This window comes from Bacillus sp. JJ1127 (genome assembly GCF_036965845.1).
Lineage (GTDB): Bacteria > Bacillota > Bacilli > Bacillales > Bacillaceae_G > Bacillus_A.
This window is the reverse complement of record NZ_JBALQK010000269.1, coordinates 1-18373: the sequence shown is the minus strand read 5'-3', so window position 1 is coordinate 18373 and position 18373 is coordinate 1. Positions and strand designations below refer to the sequence as shown.

The 18373-nt window shown below is 34.4% G+C and carries 16 protein-coding genes, 1 pseudogene, 1 riboswitch and 1 other annotated feature; of the genes and pseudogenes, 7 read left to right on the top strand and 10 right to left on the bottom strand.

All coding sequences use genetic code 11. The annotated features are described in order from the left end of the window. Positions 1-296: 296 nt before the first annotated feature. On the bottom strand, positions 297-641 hold the full coding sequence (locus tag V7183_RS22015) for a VOC family protein (RefSeq protein ID WP_335360838.1): 345 nt from the start codon (positions 639-641) through the stop codon (positions 297-299). 480 nt (positions 642-1121) lie between these two features. On the opposite strand from V7183_RS22015, the gene V7183_RS22010 reads away from it, so the two are divergent. Beyond that, the gene (locus V7183_RS22010; protein ID WP_335360837.1) at positions 1122-1610 is read left to right on the top strand and encodes a serine hydrolase domain-containing protein; all 489 of its coding nucleotides are present in this window, start codon (positions 1122-1124) and stop codon (positions 1608-1610) included. 17 nt (positions 1611-1627) lie between these two features. Further along, on the top strand, positions 1628-2221 hold the full coding sequence (locus V7183_RS22005) for a DUF2441 domain-containing protein (protein WP_335360836.1): 594 nt from the start codon (positions 1628-1630) through the stop codon (positions 2219-2221). 225 nt (positions 2222-2446) lie between these two features. On the opposite strand, the gene V7183_RS22000 is transcribed toward V7183_RS22005, so the two are convergent. Next, complete coding sequence (locus tag V7183_RS22000) at positions 2447-3223, bottom strand: class I SAM-dependent DNA methyltransferase (protein ID WP_438825191.1); 777 nt, start codon at positions 3221-3223, stop codon at positions 2447-2449. A 154-nt stretch (positions 3224-3377) separates the two neighbouring features. Between V7183_RS22000 and V7183_RS21995 the strand changes: the two genes are divergently transcribed. Both V7183_RS21995 and V7183_RS21990 read left to right on the top strand, forming a co-directional pair. Then, entirely contained in the window at positions 3378-4115 is a 738-nt protein-coding gene (locus V7183_RS21995) for a ZIP family metal transporter (RefSeq protein WP_335360835.1), read from the top strand. An 83-nt stretch (positions 4116-4198) separates the two neighbouring features. Next, a complete protein-coding gene (locus tag V7183_RS21990) occupies positions 4199-5899 on the top strand; it encodes a pyruvate oxidase (protein WP_097899144.1) in 1701 nt (566 codons plus the stop codon). Positions 5900-6143: 244 nt separating this feature from the next. On the opposite strand, the gene V7183_RS21985 is transcribed toward V7183_RS21990, so the two are convergent. The 6 genes and pseudogenes from V7183_RS21985 to V7183_RS21960 all read right to left on the bottom strand — a co-directional run bounded on the left by V7183_RS21985 (position 6144) and on the right by V7183_RS21960 (position 12636). After that, positions 6144-7430 carry an MFS transporter gene (locus V7183_RS21985; protein ID WP_438825190.1) on the bottom strand — a complete coding sequence of 429 codons (1287 nt, stop codon included), beginning with the start codon at positions 7428-7430 and terminating at the stop codon, positions 6144-6146. A gap of 172 nt (positions 7431-7602) precedes the next feature. Then, positions 7603-9528, bottom strand: a complete 1926-nt coding sequence (gene thrS, locus V7183_RS21980) for a threonine--tRNA ligase (protein WP_335360833.1) — start codon at positions 9526-9528, stop codon at positions 7603-7605. 46 nt (positions 9529-9574) lie between these two features. Continuing rightward, positions 9575-9803, bottom strand: a binding site (T-box leader). Between the two features lie 133 nt (positions 9804-9936). Next, positions 9937-10644, bottom strand: a complete 708-nt coding sequence (rluF, locus tag V7183_RS21975) for a 23S rRNA pseudouridine(2604) synthase RluF (RefSeq protein ID WP_141523370.1) — start codon at positions 10642-10644, stop codon at positions 9937-9939. Positions 10645-10926: 282 nt separating this feature from the next. Further along, positions 10927-11547 (bottom strand): annotated as a pseudogene (locus tag V7183_RS21970) (DUF4937 domain-containing protein). Between the two features lie 14 nt (positions 11548-11561). Beyond that, positions 11562-12446: a PhzF family phenazine biosynthesis protein gene (locus V7183_RS21965; RefSeq protein ID WP_335360832.1), complete on the bottom strand. Its 885-nt coding sequence runs from the start codon at positions 12444-12446 to the stop codon at positions 11562-11564. 52 nt (positions 12447-12498) lie between these two features. Continuing rightward, positions 12499-12636: a hypothetical protein gene (locus tag V7183_RS21960; protein WP_335360831.1), complete on the bottom strand. Its 138-nt coding sequence runs from the start codon at positions 12634-12636 to the stop codon at positions 12499-12501. A 253-nt stretch (positions 12637-12889) separates the two neighbouring features. Between V7183_RS21960 and V7183_RS21955 the strand changes: the two genes are divergently transcribed. The 3 genes from V7183_RS21955 (at position 12890) to V7183_RS21945 (ending at position 16255) form a co-directional block, all read left to right on the top strand. After that, entirely contained in the window at positions 12890-13672 is a 783-nt protein-coding gene (locus V7183_RS21955) for a hypothetical protein (RefSeq protein ID WP_335360830.1), read from the top strand. 138 nt (positions 13673-13810) lie between these two features. After that, complete coding sequence (locus V7183_RS21950; RefSeq protein ID WP_097899138.1) at positions 13811-14395, top strand: hypothetical protein; 585 nt, start codon at positions 13811-13813, stop codon at positions 14393-14395. A 264-nt stretch (positions 14396-14659) separates the two neighbouring features. Further along, positions 14660-14781: riboswitch (glycine riboswitch) on the top strand. Positions 14782-14887: 106 nt separating this feature from the next. Continuing rightward, positions 14888-16255 carry an alanine/glycine:cation symporter family protein gene (locus V7183_RS21945; RefSeq protein ID WP_335360829.1) on the top strand — a complete coding sequence of 456 codons (1368 nt, stop codon included), beginning with the start codon at positions 14888-14890 and terminating at the stop codon, positions 16253-16255. A 74-nt stretch (positions 16256-16329) separates the two neighbouring features. Here V7183_RS21945 and V7183_RS21940 read toward each other — a convergent pair whose 3' ends face one another. Together V7183_RS21940 and V7183_RS21935 are read right to left on the bottom strand one after the other, a co-directional pair. Beyond that, the gene (locus tag V7183_RS21940) at positions 16330-17277 is read right to left on the bottom strand and encodes an MBL fold metallo-hydrolase (protein WP_335360828.1); all 948 of its coding nucleotides are present in this window, start codon (positions 17275-17277) and stop codon (positions 16330-16332) included. A gap of 91 nt (positions 17278-17368) precedes the next feature. After that, the gene (locus tag V7183_RS21935) at positions 17369-18133 is read right to left on the bottom strand and encodes a DUF3891 family protein (protein ID WP_335360827.1); all 765 of its coding nucleotides are present in this window, start codon (positions 18131-18133) and stop codon (positions 17369-17371) included. Between the last annotated feature and the right edge of the window lie 240 nt (positions 18134-18373).

Sequence of the window (18373 nt, the reverse complement as noted above, 5' to 3'; positions counted from 1 at the left end):
TGTCTTTTTTGAGATTGATAATCCTACTAGAGTGGCAGCAGATATTAGGAAACGTCTACGGGATTTATAAGTAATGTAGTGGTATCTACAAAATTACAGATTTTAACAATCGGGATTACAGAGATGGAAAACACCTTCCATCCCTGTAACTATTTTTTAATAGGTTAATATTTTTTCTATAGTCTAAAACATTTTTTAATAAATGGTTTATTTGATTCATGGTACAAATCAATGAATTGAATCTTTTATAAAAAAGATCGATTATTTTGCGTTCAATAAAACTTTACCTATTATGTCTATGTTAACTTCTGAATAGTTTTGATACGTTCATTCTGATCCAGATATTCAAAGAAGCCAAGTCGATTCCCCCATGGATCCGCAAAAGTTCCCCATTTAACAGGGACCTCTATACGAGTATATATTTCAAAATTTTCAATACCCAACTCTTCTTTCAGTCTTTCCCGTTCATCCTCAATATTTATAACTCCTAAACGAATCGGTCCACTCCCTCGACTTGGCACCCCTTCTGTTACTTGTAACCAACATCCAGGTATAAGTTCCCATTCTGCAAATCCCTTATGTGGCATGAAATCTGGTTCCTTATTAAGTAAAGTTTGATACCATTGTCTTCTCAACCGCATTTAGTAATTCTTTATCCATACTCACCTCTGGAAATACATTATTTGTATTTATGACTACTATTCTCGTTTGCGATATATACCGTTTCCTAAAACACATTCTGCTCGTATTCACATTTTCCCTTTAATCATTTGATACCCCTCAAAAAGAGAAATGGAAATGATAATTTTGGGAAGATATGATTACACCTTATCAAAACAAGTATGAATCATGAACAGTTACAAAAATAACGGTTACGACGAGAGCCACAAACCTGCATAAACAGGGTGCGCTTTTCATTTTTACTACAAAATAAAGTGTTACTGGAAATTCTTCAATTTTCAATCTTGGTGACTAAAATAACCCTTACTTTTTGGTATTTCTCCGTACCCTTTAAAACTAACCTTATGTTACTTCATAAAGGATTTACATATTTTTGTGTAGCATTACTATATATACTAATATTTTATTTGTCATAATTTAAACACTAAGGGGATACAACAATGGAACAAACCATTCATATTGACGGTTTCGTCAAACCTGGATTTGAGAAAGTTAAACATACATTTACAGAAAACTTTACAACTCGGGAGGAATTAGGTGCAGCTTGTTGCATCTATTACAACGGTGAATGTGTTGCTGATCTATGGGGTGGATATCGTGATCATCTTACAAAAGAACTCTGGCAAGAAGATACAGCTGTTCTCATATTTTCTGGAACAAAAGGATTCGCTGCTCTTGCATTGGCTTTAGCTCATTCCATGGGTTATATAGATTACGACGAAAAAGTATCTACTTATTGGAACGAATTTGGGATAAATGGAAAAGAAAATATCACAGTTCGGCAACTACTTGGACACGAAGCGGGTTTATGTTGTATTAACAACTTACCACTACATACACTAAGTGATTTCGATACCAAAACGTTGCTTCTTAACAAGGTCGTCAATATTACTTTTGCAACGATTGTCGCAAATCATTCACGGAAATAGCTAATAGGAGGCAGACCATGAAAGAGAACGAATTGTATGTTTATCACATTGTTACTAGGAAAAAAATGCGTCTTGGCCAGATAATTAACTTTGACAAGAACCAAAACAATACCTTATATCACTTCTTTTTTGAGAGAGAACAATTAAATTCTAAAGGCGAAGACTTTATTCAGATTTTACAAAGCCATTATACAAATGAAGGCTTGAACCTGAATAAAGAAAATACTGAAGTAGTTATTAAGTATGTAGACCAAACAATCAGAGCGGTTAGAGAAGTGATAGTAGAAATGGTTAGACTACAAGAGTATCCTGAATACCCTTCAAGATTGTCTTGCTTATACGCTGTGAAAAGCTATGAAGACGCTTTGAAATGGAAAGAATTATTTGATTCTTACAATCGGAAAGTTTTGCAGATTGTTAAACTTCGAGTTATTGGAAATTCTTTTGAGGGTGATGGAACCCTTTTACCAAAGGAAGATGGGGTTCCTTTCTCTCAAAAAATTGAACAAGCTAGAGAATATTGGAAGGGTAATGTAAAAAACGAGCTTCCTGAGCTTTTGATTAACGGAAAAATTGAAGTGGTAGAAATTATTGATGATTTCTCAGCTTAATTCTAGAAAGATTGTATATATCAGCTGTCTTAGAAAAATTATAAAAAATATGCCTCTATTCGCTAACAGAGGCATATTTTTTATGAAAAACAATCTTCTGTTTTATAAAATAGAGTTGAACTAAATGTTTTTTACTCCTTAAAACAAATAAATATACAAACAGAGATAGTAACGATATTTTTTTTATAGTAACGGTTATTTTTGTCACTTTTCAAATCATAAAATTTAAATTCCCTTCACCTTCCGACAAACCACAACCATAGAATAACAGTCCTCTCCCAGCTCATTTCCGTCCCAATCGTTATATATATGTAATAACTGAAACCCATTAGCTGCAAGTGTTTGCTCTAATTCCTGGGGATATGTATAACGAAGATCAATCTTTGTTTTTATTTCTTCAGTCACAATGTCTTCTTCATAAAATTTTCTAGTTGTTATATAGTGCTGAACTTGTATAATTGGATTATATTTCATCTCCGTATACAAATCACACCTTCTCCCTTTTTCATCTGTAGTTGTTGTCCAGTATTCTTCTGTTGCTGGCTGTAATAGCTCTTCTGCTGAAGGAAATCTTGTATCAAAAATAAATATTCCCTCATCAGCAAGAGCACTATGAATCGATGTTAATAATTGATTTTGATGCTCATTTGTAAGGAAGTGTTGAAATCCGTGGCCTACCATATACGCAAGTGGGATTGTTTCCTCTAGTCGTAACTGCAAACAATCTTGTTTTAACCATTTTATTTTAGTAGAATTTGAAAATTTTCTCTTTGCTTCTTCAAGCATGCCTTCATGTATATCTACTCCAATCATTCGATATCCTTCTTGCGCAAAAGGAATCGTCACTCTACCTGTTCCACAAGCCATATCCAATATCCATTCATTTTGTATTCCAATTTTTTTAGCCCACGATAGTAAAAAAGGGAAATCTGACAAACTTGTATTTTCTGCATCATACCGCTTTGGATTCTCATATTCCGATAAACTCCATTTTGTTTGCAAACTGCATCCCCTACCTATTTTTCGAATTAAAAGAATACACAAATTATATCGAATAAATAAATATTTCTCTATAATTGGCCCCAATTATTTGGACTAATCTCTTTCCTATCATAGTAAGCTGAAAATGAAGGTTATAAAAATGGAGTGTGATGATATGGAGCGATTATGGATTCCAATGATCGTTACGTTTTTTTCATTTGGCGGCTTGTTATTAGGCGGGGCTGTTGGGCTTGCGACACGTCAGCTAATAGAAGAAAAGATGCATCGCTTATATGCACTATGCGGTGGTATTTTACTCGGCTTATTATCGCTTGAAATTATTCCAGAAACTTTTTTAAATTACGAAATGTTTGGTCCTATACTCGGGATTATCATTGGTATTCTAATTATGAGTTTATTAGATAATTATTTCCATCACCCTATGATACATAAAAAAGGCCAGCAAGCATGGCAAACCTTTTTATTTCTGTCTTTTGCTATTTTTATTCATAATTTACCGAGTGGTTTTGCGCTAGGATCTGCGTTTATAAATCACAATGAATCTGTAATTCCATTTTTACTTGCAATCGTAATACACCATATTCCAGAAGGTTTAGCGTTAATCATTCCTTTTCTATTTACAAGACATACATATATTTCATTTCTATTAACAATTTTATTACTTTCCATTATTCTCGGTACTGGTACCATCTTTGGCATTATGATGGATGGAAAAGCGATTCATTTACAAGGACTTATAATGGGCAGTGCCATTGGATCGTTAGGTTATGTCACAATACATGAAATGCTATGGAAAGCAAAGAAACATCTTTCAGTACTCCCCTTCCTTTCCTGGTCTATAAGTGGTTTTTTACTCATAACAATTTTTACAGTTTTTGCGGGTCATCATTAAAATAGAGCTTTTATTTATCATTTGTATATTTTACCTTTTTCTTCAAAATATAATAGTATCTTAGTACATAAGGAGGAACTATTATGTTTCGTAAAACAGCAGGTGAGGCGCTTGTTGATCTTTTAATTGAATGGGGCGTTGACCACGTTTACGGTATGCCTGGGGATTCCATTAATTCTATTATCGAACCTCTTCGAAAAAAACAAGATAAAATTAAATTTATTCAAGTTCGTCATGAAGAAGCTGGTGCATTAGCAGCTGCATCTTATGCAAAATTAACAGGTAAACTTGGAGTTTGTATGGCTATTGCTGGCCCCGGCGCAATTCACTTATTAAACGGATTATATGATGCAAAATTAGACCAAGCTCCAGTTCTAGCTATTACAGGGCAAGTTGAATCAGATTTACTTGGAACAGGATTTTTCCAAGAGGTAAACTTAGAAAGAATGTTTGATGATGTCGCCGTTTATAATCAACGAATTATGTCAGCCGAACAACTTCCTGCTGTAGTTAACCAAGCGATCCGCATGGCTTATACAAAAAAAGGGGTATCTGTTCTTACCATTCCAGATGATGTACCAAAATTTGAAGTAGAAGCTGGTGCCCGTATAACCAGTTCTTCTTTCACATTACCAGAACTCTTTCCACAAGAAAAAGATTTAAGCTTAGCGAAATTAGCATTAAATGAAGCAAAAAATCCTGTTATTTTAGCTGGAAAAGGAGCGAAGCATGCAAAGGAATCTTTACTTGCATTCGCAGAGCATATTGGTGCACCAATTGTTTTAACGCTCCCGGCTAAAGGAATTATTCCTGATGAACACCCTCTTTGTATCGGTGGTTTAGGATTAATTGGGACAAAACCTGCTTATGAATCCATGAAGCATGCAGATACATTAATCATGATCGGTACCTCCTATCCTTTCACTGGCTTTTTACCCGAAAAAGCAAAGACGCTTCATATTGATTCAGATCCTGCTCAAATTGGAAAACGCTATGCGACAGATATTGGATTAGCTGGTGACGCCGATAAAACATTAAAGTGGCTTTTAGAAAATACTGAAAAGCATAGCGATCACTCATTCCTAAAACACCATCAAGAATTAATGAAAAGATGGGAGAAAAAACTGCATGATCAAGAAGAAGATTCTTCTACTCCTATTAAACCTCAAAGAGTTATGCATGCCTTGCAGCATGTTGCTCATGATGACGCAATTTTGTCAGTAGATGTAGGAAATGTAACCGTTTGGACAGCACGTCATTTCCGCATGACAAATCAACAGTTTATCATTTCTAGCTGGCTTGCAACGCTTGGCTGTGGTTTACCTGGTGCACTTGCTGGACAAATTGCATTTCCTGATAAGCAAGTCTTTGCAATTTGCGGTGATGGTGGATTCGGGATGACAATGAACGATTTCGTGACTGCAGTCAAATATAAGTTACCAATTGTTGTCGTTGTACTCAACAATCATAAGATTGCGATGATTAAATTCGAACAAGAAGTAATGGGGAACATTGAGTTTGGTACAGACTTAACAAACCCTAACTTTGCAAAATATGCAGAAGCATGCGGCGGTATAGGTTATCGCGTAGAACATATAGATGAACTGCTCCCTGCTTTTGAACATGCAGTCAAACAAGATAAACCTTGTATTATTGATGTAGTAGTAGATGCAAACGAAGCACCAATGCCTGCAAAAATCACATTTGGACAAGCAGCTGGATATACGAAACATATGCTAAAAGAATTGTTTGAAGAAGGAAAAATCGATTTACCACCTTTGTAAAAGAGAAAAAAGATAGGTGAAAACGGATTGTTTTCATCTATCTTTTTATTTAGATGTTTTCTGATGGAAATATACAATTGTTTTTCCATAACTGATAAGATCTATTTCTAAACCTTAGGACAAACACGGAAGCGCAGCAAATCGTTGTAAAAAAGCAATCCCCACCAAAAAAAAGAATATTCAGAAATAAAAACCAACATTTCACACAACACGACATCATTTAGGAAATATATTTTAGTCAAATTTACATTTCTTCCACCACACCTTTGACTTGTTTTTGACCACTAGGCAATATGACTTGATAGAGACATGTAACAAATATTAATAAAGCAAATAAAATAAGATATAAAGTATCTGCATGAATCCATCTTGGGAACAACATAGCAATCGCTCCAAGCGATAACAATTGGAAACCAGTTGTTAAGGGACTAAGCAAACTTTGTACACGCCCCATAAACGACTCATCAACAATTTCATACATCCACCCCGATACAGCAATATTGATAAAAGGTAAAAAGAATGTAGCCAAGCCTATACATACATAAAAAGACCACACCTGATTTACAAAATAACACATACCAAAAAATACTGCCGAACCCAACATCCCAAATACAATAATGGCTTTGGGCGTATATTTCTTTCCTATACTCGTTGCCACGATACTTCCAAGTAGCATGGCTATCCCCCCAACAACTCCTCCGACCATCGCTAGTCCTTCATAAGTTTTAGGAGCTAGTTTATATTTTAGTATGTATGTAGAAGATACACTTAAAACACCATTTAATAACCCAAACACAATAAAGCCTAGAAGTAGCTTTTTGAGCGTATCGTTTTGATAAATATACCGCAATCCTTCTTTAAATTCCGTCAATAACATCTTAACGTTCACTTGTTTCCACTCTGTTCTACCATTCGGTAACCGTACGCTCTCTTGAATTGAAATGGTTTGAATTAAAATACCACTTGCCATAAACGTTAAAGTATTCACTAGAATACTGCCGTAAATTCCAAACGTCCAGTACACCATTGTCGCTATCCCTACTCCAAATAAAGCATACAAACTATTTACCATTTGGTTAATTCCTGCTGCTGCACCATATTGATCAGAATGAACAACACCTTGTATCATCGCTTGCTCCGATGGAGAGAAAAACTGAATACAAGCATTTTCTAAAAATAGAAAGATAAATACAAGTATGATCATTCCGTAATAAAGCGAAATTAGAATTCCAATATTACAGAGAGAGCAACATATATTACTTATCGTACAAATACGCTGTCGGTCAAACCGATCCACTACTGTACCCACCATTAAGAAAAAAACAAGTGAAGGTAATGCCATCATAATCTGTGTTGTCGTTGCGTAAATAGGCTGTTTCCCATATTGATCTAACAAATAAAACATTAAAGATATCCCTGCGATCATAGAACCAAGCCGCTCTAAAATATTTGCTAGAAAAAATCTTGCATAAATTTTGTTACGAAATAACTGTAGCATTTCTTTCATATTCGATACCTTTTCTTTCGACAAAATGTTTTGTATTCTGTCATTTCTCGGAAGTCATAACATATTTATTCGACCAGTATCCAATCTTTTCCTTCCATTACTCTATCGATTCAAAGAACGACTGTGAGCCATTTTTTTATTGCAGTAAAAAGCACACCACGTATGAAAGGTGGTGTGCAGCAACGTTTACTATTTGTTATTTAGAACATTTATTATAAAGTTCATCCTGTACGCATTCCATAAATTTATCTAGTGAAACAACTTCTGATTTCTCTTCTCCATGTTTACGTACATTTACAGATCCATTCTCCACTTCTTTATCTCCAATGACAAGGATGTACGGAATCTTTTTCAGCTGTGCTTCTCGTATTTTATAACCTAGTTTTTCACTGCGCATATCTCGTTCGACGCGAATACCAGCCCGTTTTAACTTTTCTTCAATTTCTTTTGTATATTGTTCATGTACTAAAGTGGAAACAGGAATTACCTTTACTTGAACGGGAGCCAACCATGTTGGAAATGCTCCTCCAAAGTGTTCAATTAATATTCCTAAGAAACGATCAAAAGAACCTAATACAGCGCGGTGAATCACAACTGGTCTTCTTTTCTCATTGCTTTCGTCAATATAATGTAAATCAAATTTCTCTGGCATTTGGAAATCAAGCTGAACTGTTCCGCATTGATGGCTTCTTTTTAAAGCATCTTTAATATGAAAATCAATTTTTGGTCCGTAAAATGCGCCATCCCCTTCATTCACTTTATAGTTATAATTCAATGATTTCAATACATTTTCAAGAGCTGATTCAGCTTGGTTCCATAGCTCATCATCTCCCATGGAATCTTCCGGTCTAGTTGAAAGCTCGATTTCATATTCAAAACCGAATGTTCTGTAAACATAATCAATTTGCTTTAACACTGACTTAATTTCACTTTCTATTTGTTCAGGTGTTACATATAAATGTGCATCATCCTGACAGAATGTACGTACTCTTAATAATCCGTTCAATGCACCGCTGAATTCGTGGCGATGTACTTGACCAAATTCACACATCCGGATTGGCAAATCCCGGTATGAGCGTAGTTTATTTTTAAAGATAAGCATATGTCCAGGGCAATTCATCGGCTTTAATGCAAAACTTTTATGGTCTACCTCTGAAAAATACATGTTATCTTTATAATGATCCCAATGTCCTGATTTTTCCCATAGCTCTTGATTCATCATAATAGGAGTGCGGACTTCTTGATAATCGTATTTTTGTTGTATTTCTCTTAAAAAAGACTCTAATTCATTTCGAATGATTTGTCCTTTCGGTAAATAAAAAGGCATCCCTGGTGCTTCTTCTGAAAACATAAATAATTCAAGTTCGTTCCCTAGTTTACGGTGATTTCTCTTGGCCGCTTCTTCTACAAACTGTAAATAGTTTTCTAACTCTTTTTGAGAAGAAAATGCAACACCATATATACGCTGAAGTACTTGATTATTACTATCCCCTCGCCAATACGCACCAGAAACATGTGTTAATTGAAATGCTTTCAAGTAGCCAGTTGACGGTAAATGCGGCCCACGGCATAAATCAACAAATTCTCCTTGTTTATAAATTGTGACAACTTCATTCTCAGGAATCGCTTCTAAAAGTTCCAATTTTAAATCATCTTTTATATCTTGAAAAAGCTTTTCCGCTTCCTTTCTAGTGATTTCAACTCGCTCTATTTTTAAGTTTTCGTTTATAATATTTCGCATTTCATTTTCAATTTTAGGTAAGTCTTCTACCGCTATACTACTTGGAAGATCCATATCATAATAAAATCCATTTTCAATAACAGGCCCTACACCAAGTTTTACACCACCATATATTCTTTTAACAGCCTGCGCTAATATATGTGCAGAAGTATGTCTTGCGACTTCTATTCCTTCCTCTGAATCCATAGTTATAATTTGAATTTCTGCATTCTGTTCGATGTTTCGGCGTAAATCAAATAATTGGTCATTCACTTTTCCTGCTACTGCTTTCTTTTTTAGACTAGAGCTAATTGAGGCCGCAATCTCTTCTAGAGTAATTCCTTTTACATATTCCTTTACACTACCATCTGGAAAAATAATTTTAATCATCTGTTCTCTCATTTTAATCGCTCCATTTCATAAATAAAAAAGCACACTCATCCCTAATAATAGGGACGAGCGTGCTTTTACCCGTGGTTCCACCCAGATTCCCATCATACTAAAAAATACAATGGCTTCTTTTGCAGTAACGTCGCTGACACGGCACTAGATACTTTCATTTTCCCCAGTGCAGCTCTAAGGTGGTAAGTTATTTCACTGCGTTAGGAAGTTCTCAGCATTCCTTCCCTCTCTGTACAACCGTTTAAAATAACTCGTGTCCTTTTCTTTGCTTTTACAATACATCCATTAATTGTTATTTACTATATCCTATTCATTTTATTTTTGCAAGTGTTAAAAAATATTTTTTGTTCAATCAAAAAAGGGAAACCAAAAACAATTTTCATGTTTTTTGATTTCCCCTATCTTTTTTTACCAATCTTGTGGTTCGTAGTTTAAGTCTGCAAATAATCTTTTTTTCTCTTTCTTCGTTAAATCTCTCCACTGTCCAACTGGTAAATTATTCAACTGGATATTCATAATTCGCGTACGTTTTAATGTGTAAACTTGATAACCTAAAGCTTCACACATACGACGAATTTGGCGATTCAATCCTTGTGTTAAAATAATTTGGAATTCATATTTTGATAACTGTGTTATTTCACAAGGAAGTGTTTTTGTTCCTAAAATTTTAACACCCGCTGCCATTTGTTTTAAAAATTCAGGCGTAATCGGTTTATCTACTGAAACAATATATTCTTTTTCATGTTTATTTTCAGCACGTAAAATTTCATTAATAATATCGCCATCATTCGTTAACAAAATTAAACCGTCTGAATCTTTGTCAAGACGTCCAACGTGATGAATTCGTAAAGGATGATTCACTAAATCGATAATGTTACCTTTAACTGCCTTTTCACTTGTACATGTAATACCTACTGGTTTATTTAAAGCAATATACACATGGTCTCGAGCAATTCGAAGCTGCTCTCCATTTACTCGCACGTCATCACCTGGTTGTACTTGGTCACCTATTTTTGCAACCTTTCCGTTAATAATTACTCTTCTTTCATTAATTAACTTATCTGCTCCGCGTCTAGATGCTTTTCCAGATTCACTAATAAATTTATTTATACGCAAGTTAGGCACATCCTTTTCTTTAAAAATTTCAAGCTCACACTGCTTCTACCGTACAATAACAAAAGGGTAAGCCTCCTAATATAACTTAAATATATTAACATGAAAGGGTATCTGACGTCTTCTATAATTTTCATGTTTAAAAGAAAAGAATTCGTCTTATTGAACTACATATCAATAAGACATTCACTGCATGCCTTCTACTTTTAAACTAATAATTCATACAACTATAACTACTAAAATCATTTATCCTAGATATACATCATTTATTCACTTTTTTTATAATTAATATACAGACCATTCTTTTATACACGCAACTTGTTTTCCATTTATATTTTCAACATCCTCGGTTACATTAGCTAACTCATATAATCCAGGAAAAATTCCTTTCACATAACACTGATGTGACATTTCATTCTTCCAAAAAGAAAGGGCGACATAGCGATTGGAGTTTTTAAGGGATCTTCCTACAACGCCGCCTAACATTCCTTCTGACTTTTCCATTCCTTTATTCCAAATTGTTTCTTGTATATGTAAAAAGTTCTCTTCCCTGCCTCTTTTCACATCACAAACTGCTACTCTGACAAATAGATTTTTTGCAAATGCATTCGTAAATGGAGTAGCTTTCATATCAAATAACGTTTGAAATAACTCTATTTTACAAGTTAAATACGTATCCTTTTGATTACTATTATGAAAAATTGGATCATGCATTTCATTCATGAATTTTTAATATGTATTCATATTTTCCCAAACAGTAAACACACAAGCCTCCTCCCCATTCCAACCCCCGAACTGTCCACGAAATCCCTCTAGCTTTTGTAAACCTCTCCATCTCTCTTGTGCATCTGAAAACAAACCCTTTTTCTCTTTTTCTACCTGACAAAATATCGTTTTTAATAACATGCGGCTCCCCCTTACTATACATTCCATGTCCCTCTTGCAATGCTTGTTACTTCTCCACCTACAAAAACATCAATTACATCTTCTTTTTCTTCTGCTCGAATATTTAATAATGAAGGTCGTTTTATCTCATATCCTTGTTCAACACGCAAATTTATTTTCTTTTCGTCAAAATACCGATGTTTTATTAAATATGCTGCTAAACATCCATTAGAGCTACCAGTTGCTGCATCTTCCGGAATACCATAGTACTCTGCAAAATCACGGACATTCAGATCATTTACTTCCTCATACGTTTCAGAAGTAAATACCATAATTCCTTTTGCCTCTCTCTTTTCGATTAGCTTAAAATATTTTTCCTTGTTTATTTGAACTTCTTTTACAGCAGCTAACGATTTTAACGGCACAAGAATAACAGGTAAGCCTGTTGATACTTCTTGGATTGGATATCGAATGTCTATTTGAGAAATATCAATATTTAGCACTTCTGCAACTACATTTCTATCTAACTTCCCTCCAAATTCAGGCTCATTTTGCTGCATCCACAGCACATTTTCCCCTTCATGAAAGGTAACTTCTACAGAACCACCTTGAAAATGTAATTGAATATATTTAAGCGTATCATTTTGAAGGAGTTCTTCTTTAAGTACAAAAGCGGTTCCTAATACAGGATGCCCAGCAAAAGGTATTTCTTCATTTGGTGTAAAAATGCGTACATCATACCCTCCGTTTCTCTGTTCTTTTGAGAGAATAAACGTTGTTTCAGCATAGTTTATTTCCTTCGCTATTAACTGCATTTCCTTACTTGAAATTTGATCAACATCTACAAATACTGCAAGTTGATTACCTGTATACTTTCCTTGTGAAAAGACATCAACAATATAAAAATCCATCTTTCTCATTTCTCCCTCACCTATAACTTAAAAATGGAACCGATTTGTTTACATAATAAAATTATGTTTCATTTTCTTCGCTGTTATTTAAATAATGATCTGCTTCTTTTATTATCCAGACTCTAAAATTATCCAAAAATAATAAAATTCCTGTTATGCCGTCTATAGGATTAACTGCATATTGCAGCGCTTTCTTCATATTTTGTTCTTGCTCTGGAAAATTGGTTGAATGTTATTCATAATATATCCAGTGTCATCTATAGGGCAAAAACGACCTATTTTCTTAATAATTGACAATCGATCAGCTCATTTCTCTATAAAGTGTTATTTCCATGTTATAGAGAAATCGATTTACAGTCAAAAAATTCAGAATAGAAACTAAAAAGACATCCTAATCGTGGTACACTTGTAACATGCTTATTAAATAATACAATAAAAGGAGTATGTTAAGAATGAAACTTGCATTCTCAGTAACTGATTCAACTCATATTCAAAAGATTGAAGCAGAAGGTCTGAAACTACTAAACGAATTACAAAGCTTCATACCTTTATTGCAAGAAAAGGTTACAATCCTCTCGCCACCAAAAGGAATCGTATTTCACGATTTAGAATCTGCAACACAAGTTTATTCAAATATTCCTATGCCAGCTTACACCTCACGTGATTTAATTCATATTACACCACTTATTGATGTATGGAAAAATATCTATTTATCTGTGACTGACGGAAAAGAACTTGAAAAAGCTCAGCAATATTATAAGCAACTTAATATACTCGACATCGCAACTATTGCTGCACATGAATTTGTACATCACGCTGAAGAATTCCATAGTGATTTTGATGAAATTGATGAAGAATCGATGTGGTTTGAAGAAGGTGTATGCTTTTATTTGCCAAGAAAACTAATGATGTCACATGAACAATTTAAAACAATTATGCAGGTAGAAGATGAATTAATTAACATATATCAAGCTGAATTTAGTAATTACCCTTTAAATGAGTTCGGCAAGTCTGCAGAAAATGGATCATATGCGGGAGCTTTTTATGATTATTGGCGAAGTACGAAATTGATTCGTATACTAGTAGAACAATATTTCAATAATGATATTCAAGCATTATTTTCCTGTTATCACGAATGGGTTGAAATAAAAGAGAACATCCCACTTCATTTATTTTTCGTTCAACAATTAAGTCTTCCTCCAATACATGCAAAAGAGCTCGGATTGTTATCGTGAATACTAAATAAGATACAAACAAAGATTTTCCTGACATCCAAATCTATCTTTTCGACAAAATACGACAATTCTTGAACGTATAGCTTGTTATGATAGAAAAATGCTGCTTATGTTTTATATATCAGGAGGAAATATCCAATGAAAAATTTTTTCTATCAAAAATGGTGGCTCGTATCTCTTGGCATAATGATTATTATGAGCATGGGAGCGATTATTTTGTCACACTACGTTAATGAGCCAACAATAAAAACTGCTAAAGAACCTATCGATAAAAAAATCTACCAACAAGAATTAAAATCTGAAATCGATTTTCTTACTACAAAATACGATCATATCGTTGAGCGGGAATGGCTACCAACATGGACTGAACTAAATTCAAATCCAGGTAACATACATACAGCTGAATTACTAGATAAAATGAATAATATAGCACAACAATTCAACGAAATTTCTAAAAAAACGGATGCATTTAAAGCTGAAGAAAAAATGAAAGACCCTGCACTAAAACAGAAAATAAATTATTTTAAAACCGCGTTTATAGCCGCTTCAAATTGTATGGAAAATGCCGCTCTTTCTGTTACGCAAGGCTTAAACAATGAGAAGACTTTAAAAGATAGTCTAGAAAATGCGACGCAATCTTTAGGACTTGCTGATCAAAATATTGTCATGGCTTTATCTACGTTAGCTGAACTAAACGACATATTAGGGATAACAAAAAAATAAATTCACGCTATAATCCCCTTCCACTTTAGGAGATAAAATTTTTGTTCAAAAGTATTTTCCAATAAATAATGATTGCAATTCATTTATGAAGAATCTATAATGCTGTTTATTGATTAAATCATTTCGTATCAATATCATTCAGTTTTTAATCACATAATTCGGATGAACCATTCAGGAGAAGATCTATTGATCTACCGACGGGGCAAAAAGTTGATAACTCAGCTTTGAAACTCTCAGGTCTTGGTTACAAGTAGAACTGCATGGGGACGAATCTCTGGAGAGACTCCCTCCCGCTTTCATATAGAGCGGAGGAAACAGAGCACCGAAGGAGCAAATCCGTTTGTACTAGCGGATAATCTCTCAGGTAAAAGGACAGAGACAAGCGAAAGAAAATATCGATTTATATCGGTTTATTTTTCTATCCCTTGTTTCTCCAGAGACCATTTCATGTATGTGAAGTGGTTTTTTATTTTTTCTAAAAGGAGAATAAAGATGGAGACAGTAAGTAAAGTATTAGAAGCAATCAATCACTACGTATGGGGATTGCCGACCTTGTTCCTTCTTGTTGGAACTGGAATCATTCTCACAGTACGCCTAAAAGGTTTACAGTTTAGTAAACTATTGTACGCTCATAAACTAGCATTTGGAAAATCAGAAGATAAATCTTCTTCTGGAGATATCAGTCACTTTCAAGCATTAATGACGGCTATGGCTGCGACTATCGGAATGGGAAACATAGCTGGTGTCGCAACAGCAGTTTCAATTGGAGGTCCAGGAGCTATATTTTGGATGTGGATTACTGCCCTGTTTGGCATGGCAACAAAATACGCAGAAGCGATTCTTGCCGTAAAGTACCGTGTGAGCGGTGCTAATGGTGAATATTCCGGTGGTCCGATGTATTATTTAGAGCGTGGTTTAGGTAAAAAATGGCTCGCTATTTTATTTGCTATTTTTGGGACAACGGCTTCTTTCGGAATCGGGAATATGGTGCAATCAAATTCGGTTGCAGAAGCGATGAGAATAAACTTTTCGTTTCCACCTGCTTTAACTGGTATTTTAATGGCTTTCTTAATTGCAATTGTTATTTTAGGTGGTGTAAAAAAAATCGGGAAAGTTACAGGATTTTTCGTTCCTATTAAAGCTTTCTTTTATGTACTTGCAGGACTTATTATTATCTTTTATCACATTGATCAAATTCCAGAAGCGTTCTCACTTATTTTTTCTGGTGCTTTCAATGGTACAGCCGCTGCCGGCGGATTTGCTGGGGCAACCATTGCATCAGCAATTCAAATTGGGATGGCGCGAGGCGTATTCGCAAATGAAGCTGGACTAGGAAGTGCACCAATTGCGGCAGCGGCTGCAAAAACAGATTCACCTGCTAAACAAGCGCTTGTGTCGATGACGGGGACTTTCCTCGATACATTTATTGTTTGTACAATTACTGGTTTAGTATTAATTACAACAGGCGCATGGAAATCTGGAAAAACTGGTGTTGAAGCAACTACTCTTGCTTTCCAATCTGTATTTGGTAATACTGGCAGCATGATTCTCGGCATTGCAATTATTCTATTCGCCTACTCCACGATTTTAGGATGGTCCTATTATGGTGAAAAATGCGTAGCTTATTTATTTGGACAAGGTGCCGTACAATATTATAAAGCTATCTTCATTGTAATGATCGTATTTGGTGCCAACTTAAAACTGGGAATTGTATGGACGTTTGCTGATATCGCAAACGGACTAATGGCAATTCCAAACTTAGTGGGTCTAATTGGATTAAGTAGTGTAGTCGTTGCTGAAACAAATCGATTCTTACAAGTAGAGAGGTTAAAAGCATCGGATAAAAGGATTGCAGGTTAATCAAATTTCAAAACAAAGGGTATCCCATATTGAAATGGTATGCCCTTTGTTTGTATCAATCTTATATAAAATTTTTATGTGGTAACATTATTATGGACCGCTGGCAATTTCATTACTTTCTTTAAATGCTGTAAATTTTGTGTAAAAACCTCAGGAGCATGCCAATTCTTATAAGTACTAGGACATTGGATCTCATCGATATTTATACTCTCTTTAACTAATAACGTTAATTCTTCAATATACTCTATTACTTTTCTCAAGTCTGATTTTATACCTACAGAGCCATGGCCTGGTACTGCCTTATCGATTTCAAACTTCTCAATCATTTCTAAAATGTTCTTCCATTCTTCAAGGTTTGATTCCTCAAAAAAAGTAGGATGCGATTTCACAAATAATAAATCTCCCATAAAGCAAACTCGATCTTCAGGTAGATAAAGAATTGTGTCACAAATGGAATGTCCCCCGCCTAACGTAATTAATTTTGCAGTTCTCTTCGAACCATGTATAGTAAATTCATTTTGAAAAGAATATTGGGGTAATACAAGTTGAAGTGTAGGTAATGAAATTGCTAACTGATTTAAAAATAAAATTTGTTTTCTTAAGCCTTCATCATTTGTTTGATCAAATTGATCTTGTAGGGAATGTATATATTTATGTAAACCTTCTATGTCTTGTTTTTGTTTATCAATTCTGGAAGGATGAATTTCTGCCATTTTCTCATATGTTTTATGACTAGATATGATATTACAACTTTCAAAGACTTGATTTCCGCGAATATGGTCTCCATGCCAGTGGCTATTAATAACCCACGATATAGAATGCCCCGTTATTTCTTCTGCTATCTTTTTTAAATCCGCTGCTGCTTGTTGTGTTTGAAATGTATCAAAAATGATGGTCTGATTCCCCATATCAATAAAACCTGCATTAGCTAAGGAGCCACCCCCTTCTTTCGCAATCGCAACATAAATACCATCTTCTAATTTTTCAACTTCAAAATGTTCACTAAAATATTCCTTCTGCATATTCTCACTTCCCCCCATATAGCTTTACTTATACATTCAAATAATAAGCTTCTATTCTTTCTATTAATGCTCCTTCTTTCACAACTACTTTTCACCTTACAAAATATAATTCTTGTTTCTGAAATTCCTCTTGCTCATCGGCTTTAACAATCCCTATTTTTTCTATTGTTTTCTTTTTTATAGATTTGTATCTTACGGATGCTTTAAATTCTGTCTCAAAAGGAAATGGCGTAATTTGAATTTTTTTCTTATCTATCCATTTAGCTTGTAATGGCTCATTTATATCTCTATTGAACACTTCAGTTCCTTCAAATCCTTCTTTAAATAAATCCACTTCTTCTAGTTTCTTTACACCAGGTTCATTCATACAAGCATATAATGATAACTCATCACAAAATTTCAAGAGTTTATAGTGCATATCAAACATAGTATGCTGTTCTTTTGTTAGCGTTTTCAAAATTCTCTTTTGACGATTCAGTTCCTGCTTATAAAATTCCACCATTTCCTTATCTTCTTGATTAAGAGGAAATGATATAAAATGCTTACTGCAAAGTACAGCACCATAAGGGTTTGAATTTTCAATCTCGTTAAGCCCTAAAGTATAAAAAACAAAGCGTAACGAACTCGGACAATCCATAAAATTATAGGGTACACCCCTAGCATCATTCCAAATGGGCGTTTTATCTAAACCAATCCAGCCCCTATCATGCTCATAAATCGCAGCAATACACTCTTTTAGATAGAATCCATCCTCAAATAAATCCCCTTTCATATTCTTTGCAATCTCCCCTGCTAGAAATCCATGATCATGTTGTCGAATTAGTATTAATTCTTCCTTTTTGTTACGAATAATCATAATTATGAACTCCTCCTCAATTATATATATCACCCTTCTCATACAACAACGAAAATAAATTCCTCCATATTTTGCAGGGATTTAACCTCTTTCACCGAAATTAAGTAACAATGTAATTCTACCAATTTGTTATATGAGCGAATCATGCTTTATTCTATTATTCATTATACTACCAAACCCATGTAAAATAATTTATTATGAGGTGAAAAGAATGAACAAAACTGAATTAATTAAAAATGT

Bases quoted from the DNA above. Each gene is read 5' to 3' on its own strand.
- V7183_RS22015 (WP_335360838.1), bottom strand. From the start codon at position 641: ATGCGGTTGAGAAGACAATGGTATCAAACTTTACTTAATAAGGAACCA.
- V7183_RS21995 (WP_335360835.1), top strand. From the start codon at position 3,378: ATGGAGCGATTATGGATTCCAATGATCGTTACGTTTTTTTCATTTGGC.
- V7183_RS21940 (WP_335360828.1), bottom strand. From the start codon at position 17,277: ATGCAGAAGGAATATTTTAGTGAACATTTTGAAGTTGAAAAATTAGAA.
- V7183_RS21935 (WP_335360827.1), bottom strand. From the start codon at position 18,133: ATGATTATTCGTAACAAAAAGGAAGAATTAATACTAATTCGACAACAT.
- V7183_RS22010 (WP_335360837.1), top strand. From the start codon at position 1,122: ATGGAACAAACCATTCATATTGACGGTTTCGTCAAACCTGGATTTGAG.
- thrS (WP_335360833.1), bottom strand. From the start codon at position 9,528: ATGAGAGAACAGATGATTAAAATTATTTTTCCAGATGGTAGTGTAAAG.
- V7183_RS22005 (WP_335360836.1), top strand. From the start codon at position 1,628: ATGAAAGAGAACGAATTGTATGTTTATCACATTGTTACTAGGAAAAAA.
- V7183_RS21960 (WP_335360831.1), bottom strand. From the start codon at position 12,636: ATGAAGAAAGCGCTGCAATATGCAGTTAATCCTATAGACGGCATAACA.
- V7183_RS21990 (WP_097899144.1), top strand. From the start codon at position 4,199: ATGTTTCGTAAAACAGCAGGTGAGGCGCTTGTTGATCTTTTAATTGAA.
- V7183_RS21950 (WP_097899138.1), top strand. From the start codon at position 13,811: ATGAAAAATTTTTTCTATCAAAAATGGTGGCTCGTATCTCTTGGCATA.
- V7183_RS21945 (WP_335360829.1), top strand. From the start codon at position 14,888: ATGGAGACAGTAAGTAAAGTATTAGAAGCAATCAATCACTACGTATGG.
- V7183_RS21955 (WP_335360830.1), top strand. From the start codon at position 12,890: ATGAAACTTGCATTCTCAGTAACTGATTCAACTCATATTCAAAAGATT.
- V7183_RS21965 (WP_335360832.1), bottom strand. From the start codon at position 12,446: ATGAGAAAGATGGATTTTTATATTGTTGATGTCTTTTCACAAGGAAAG.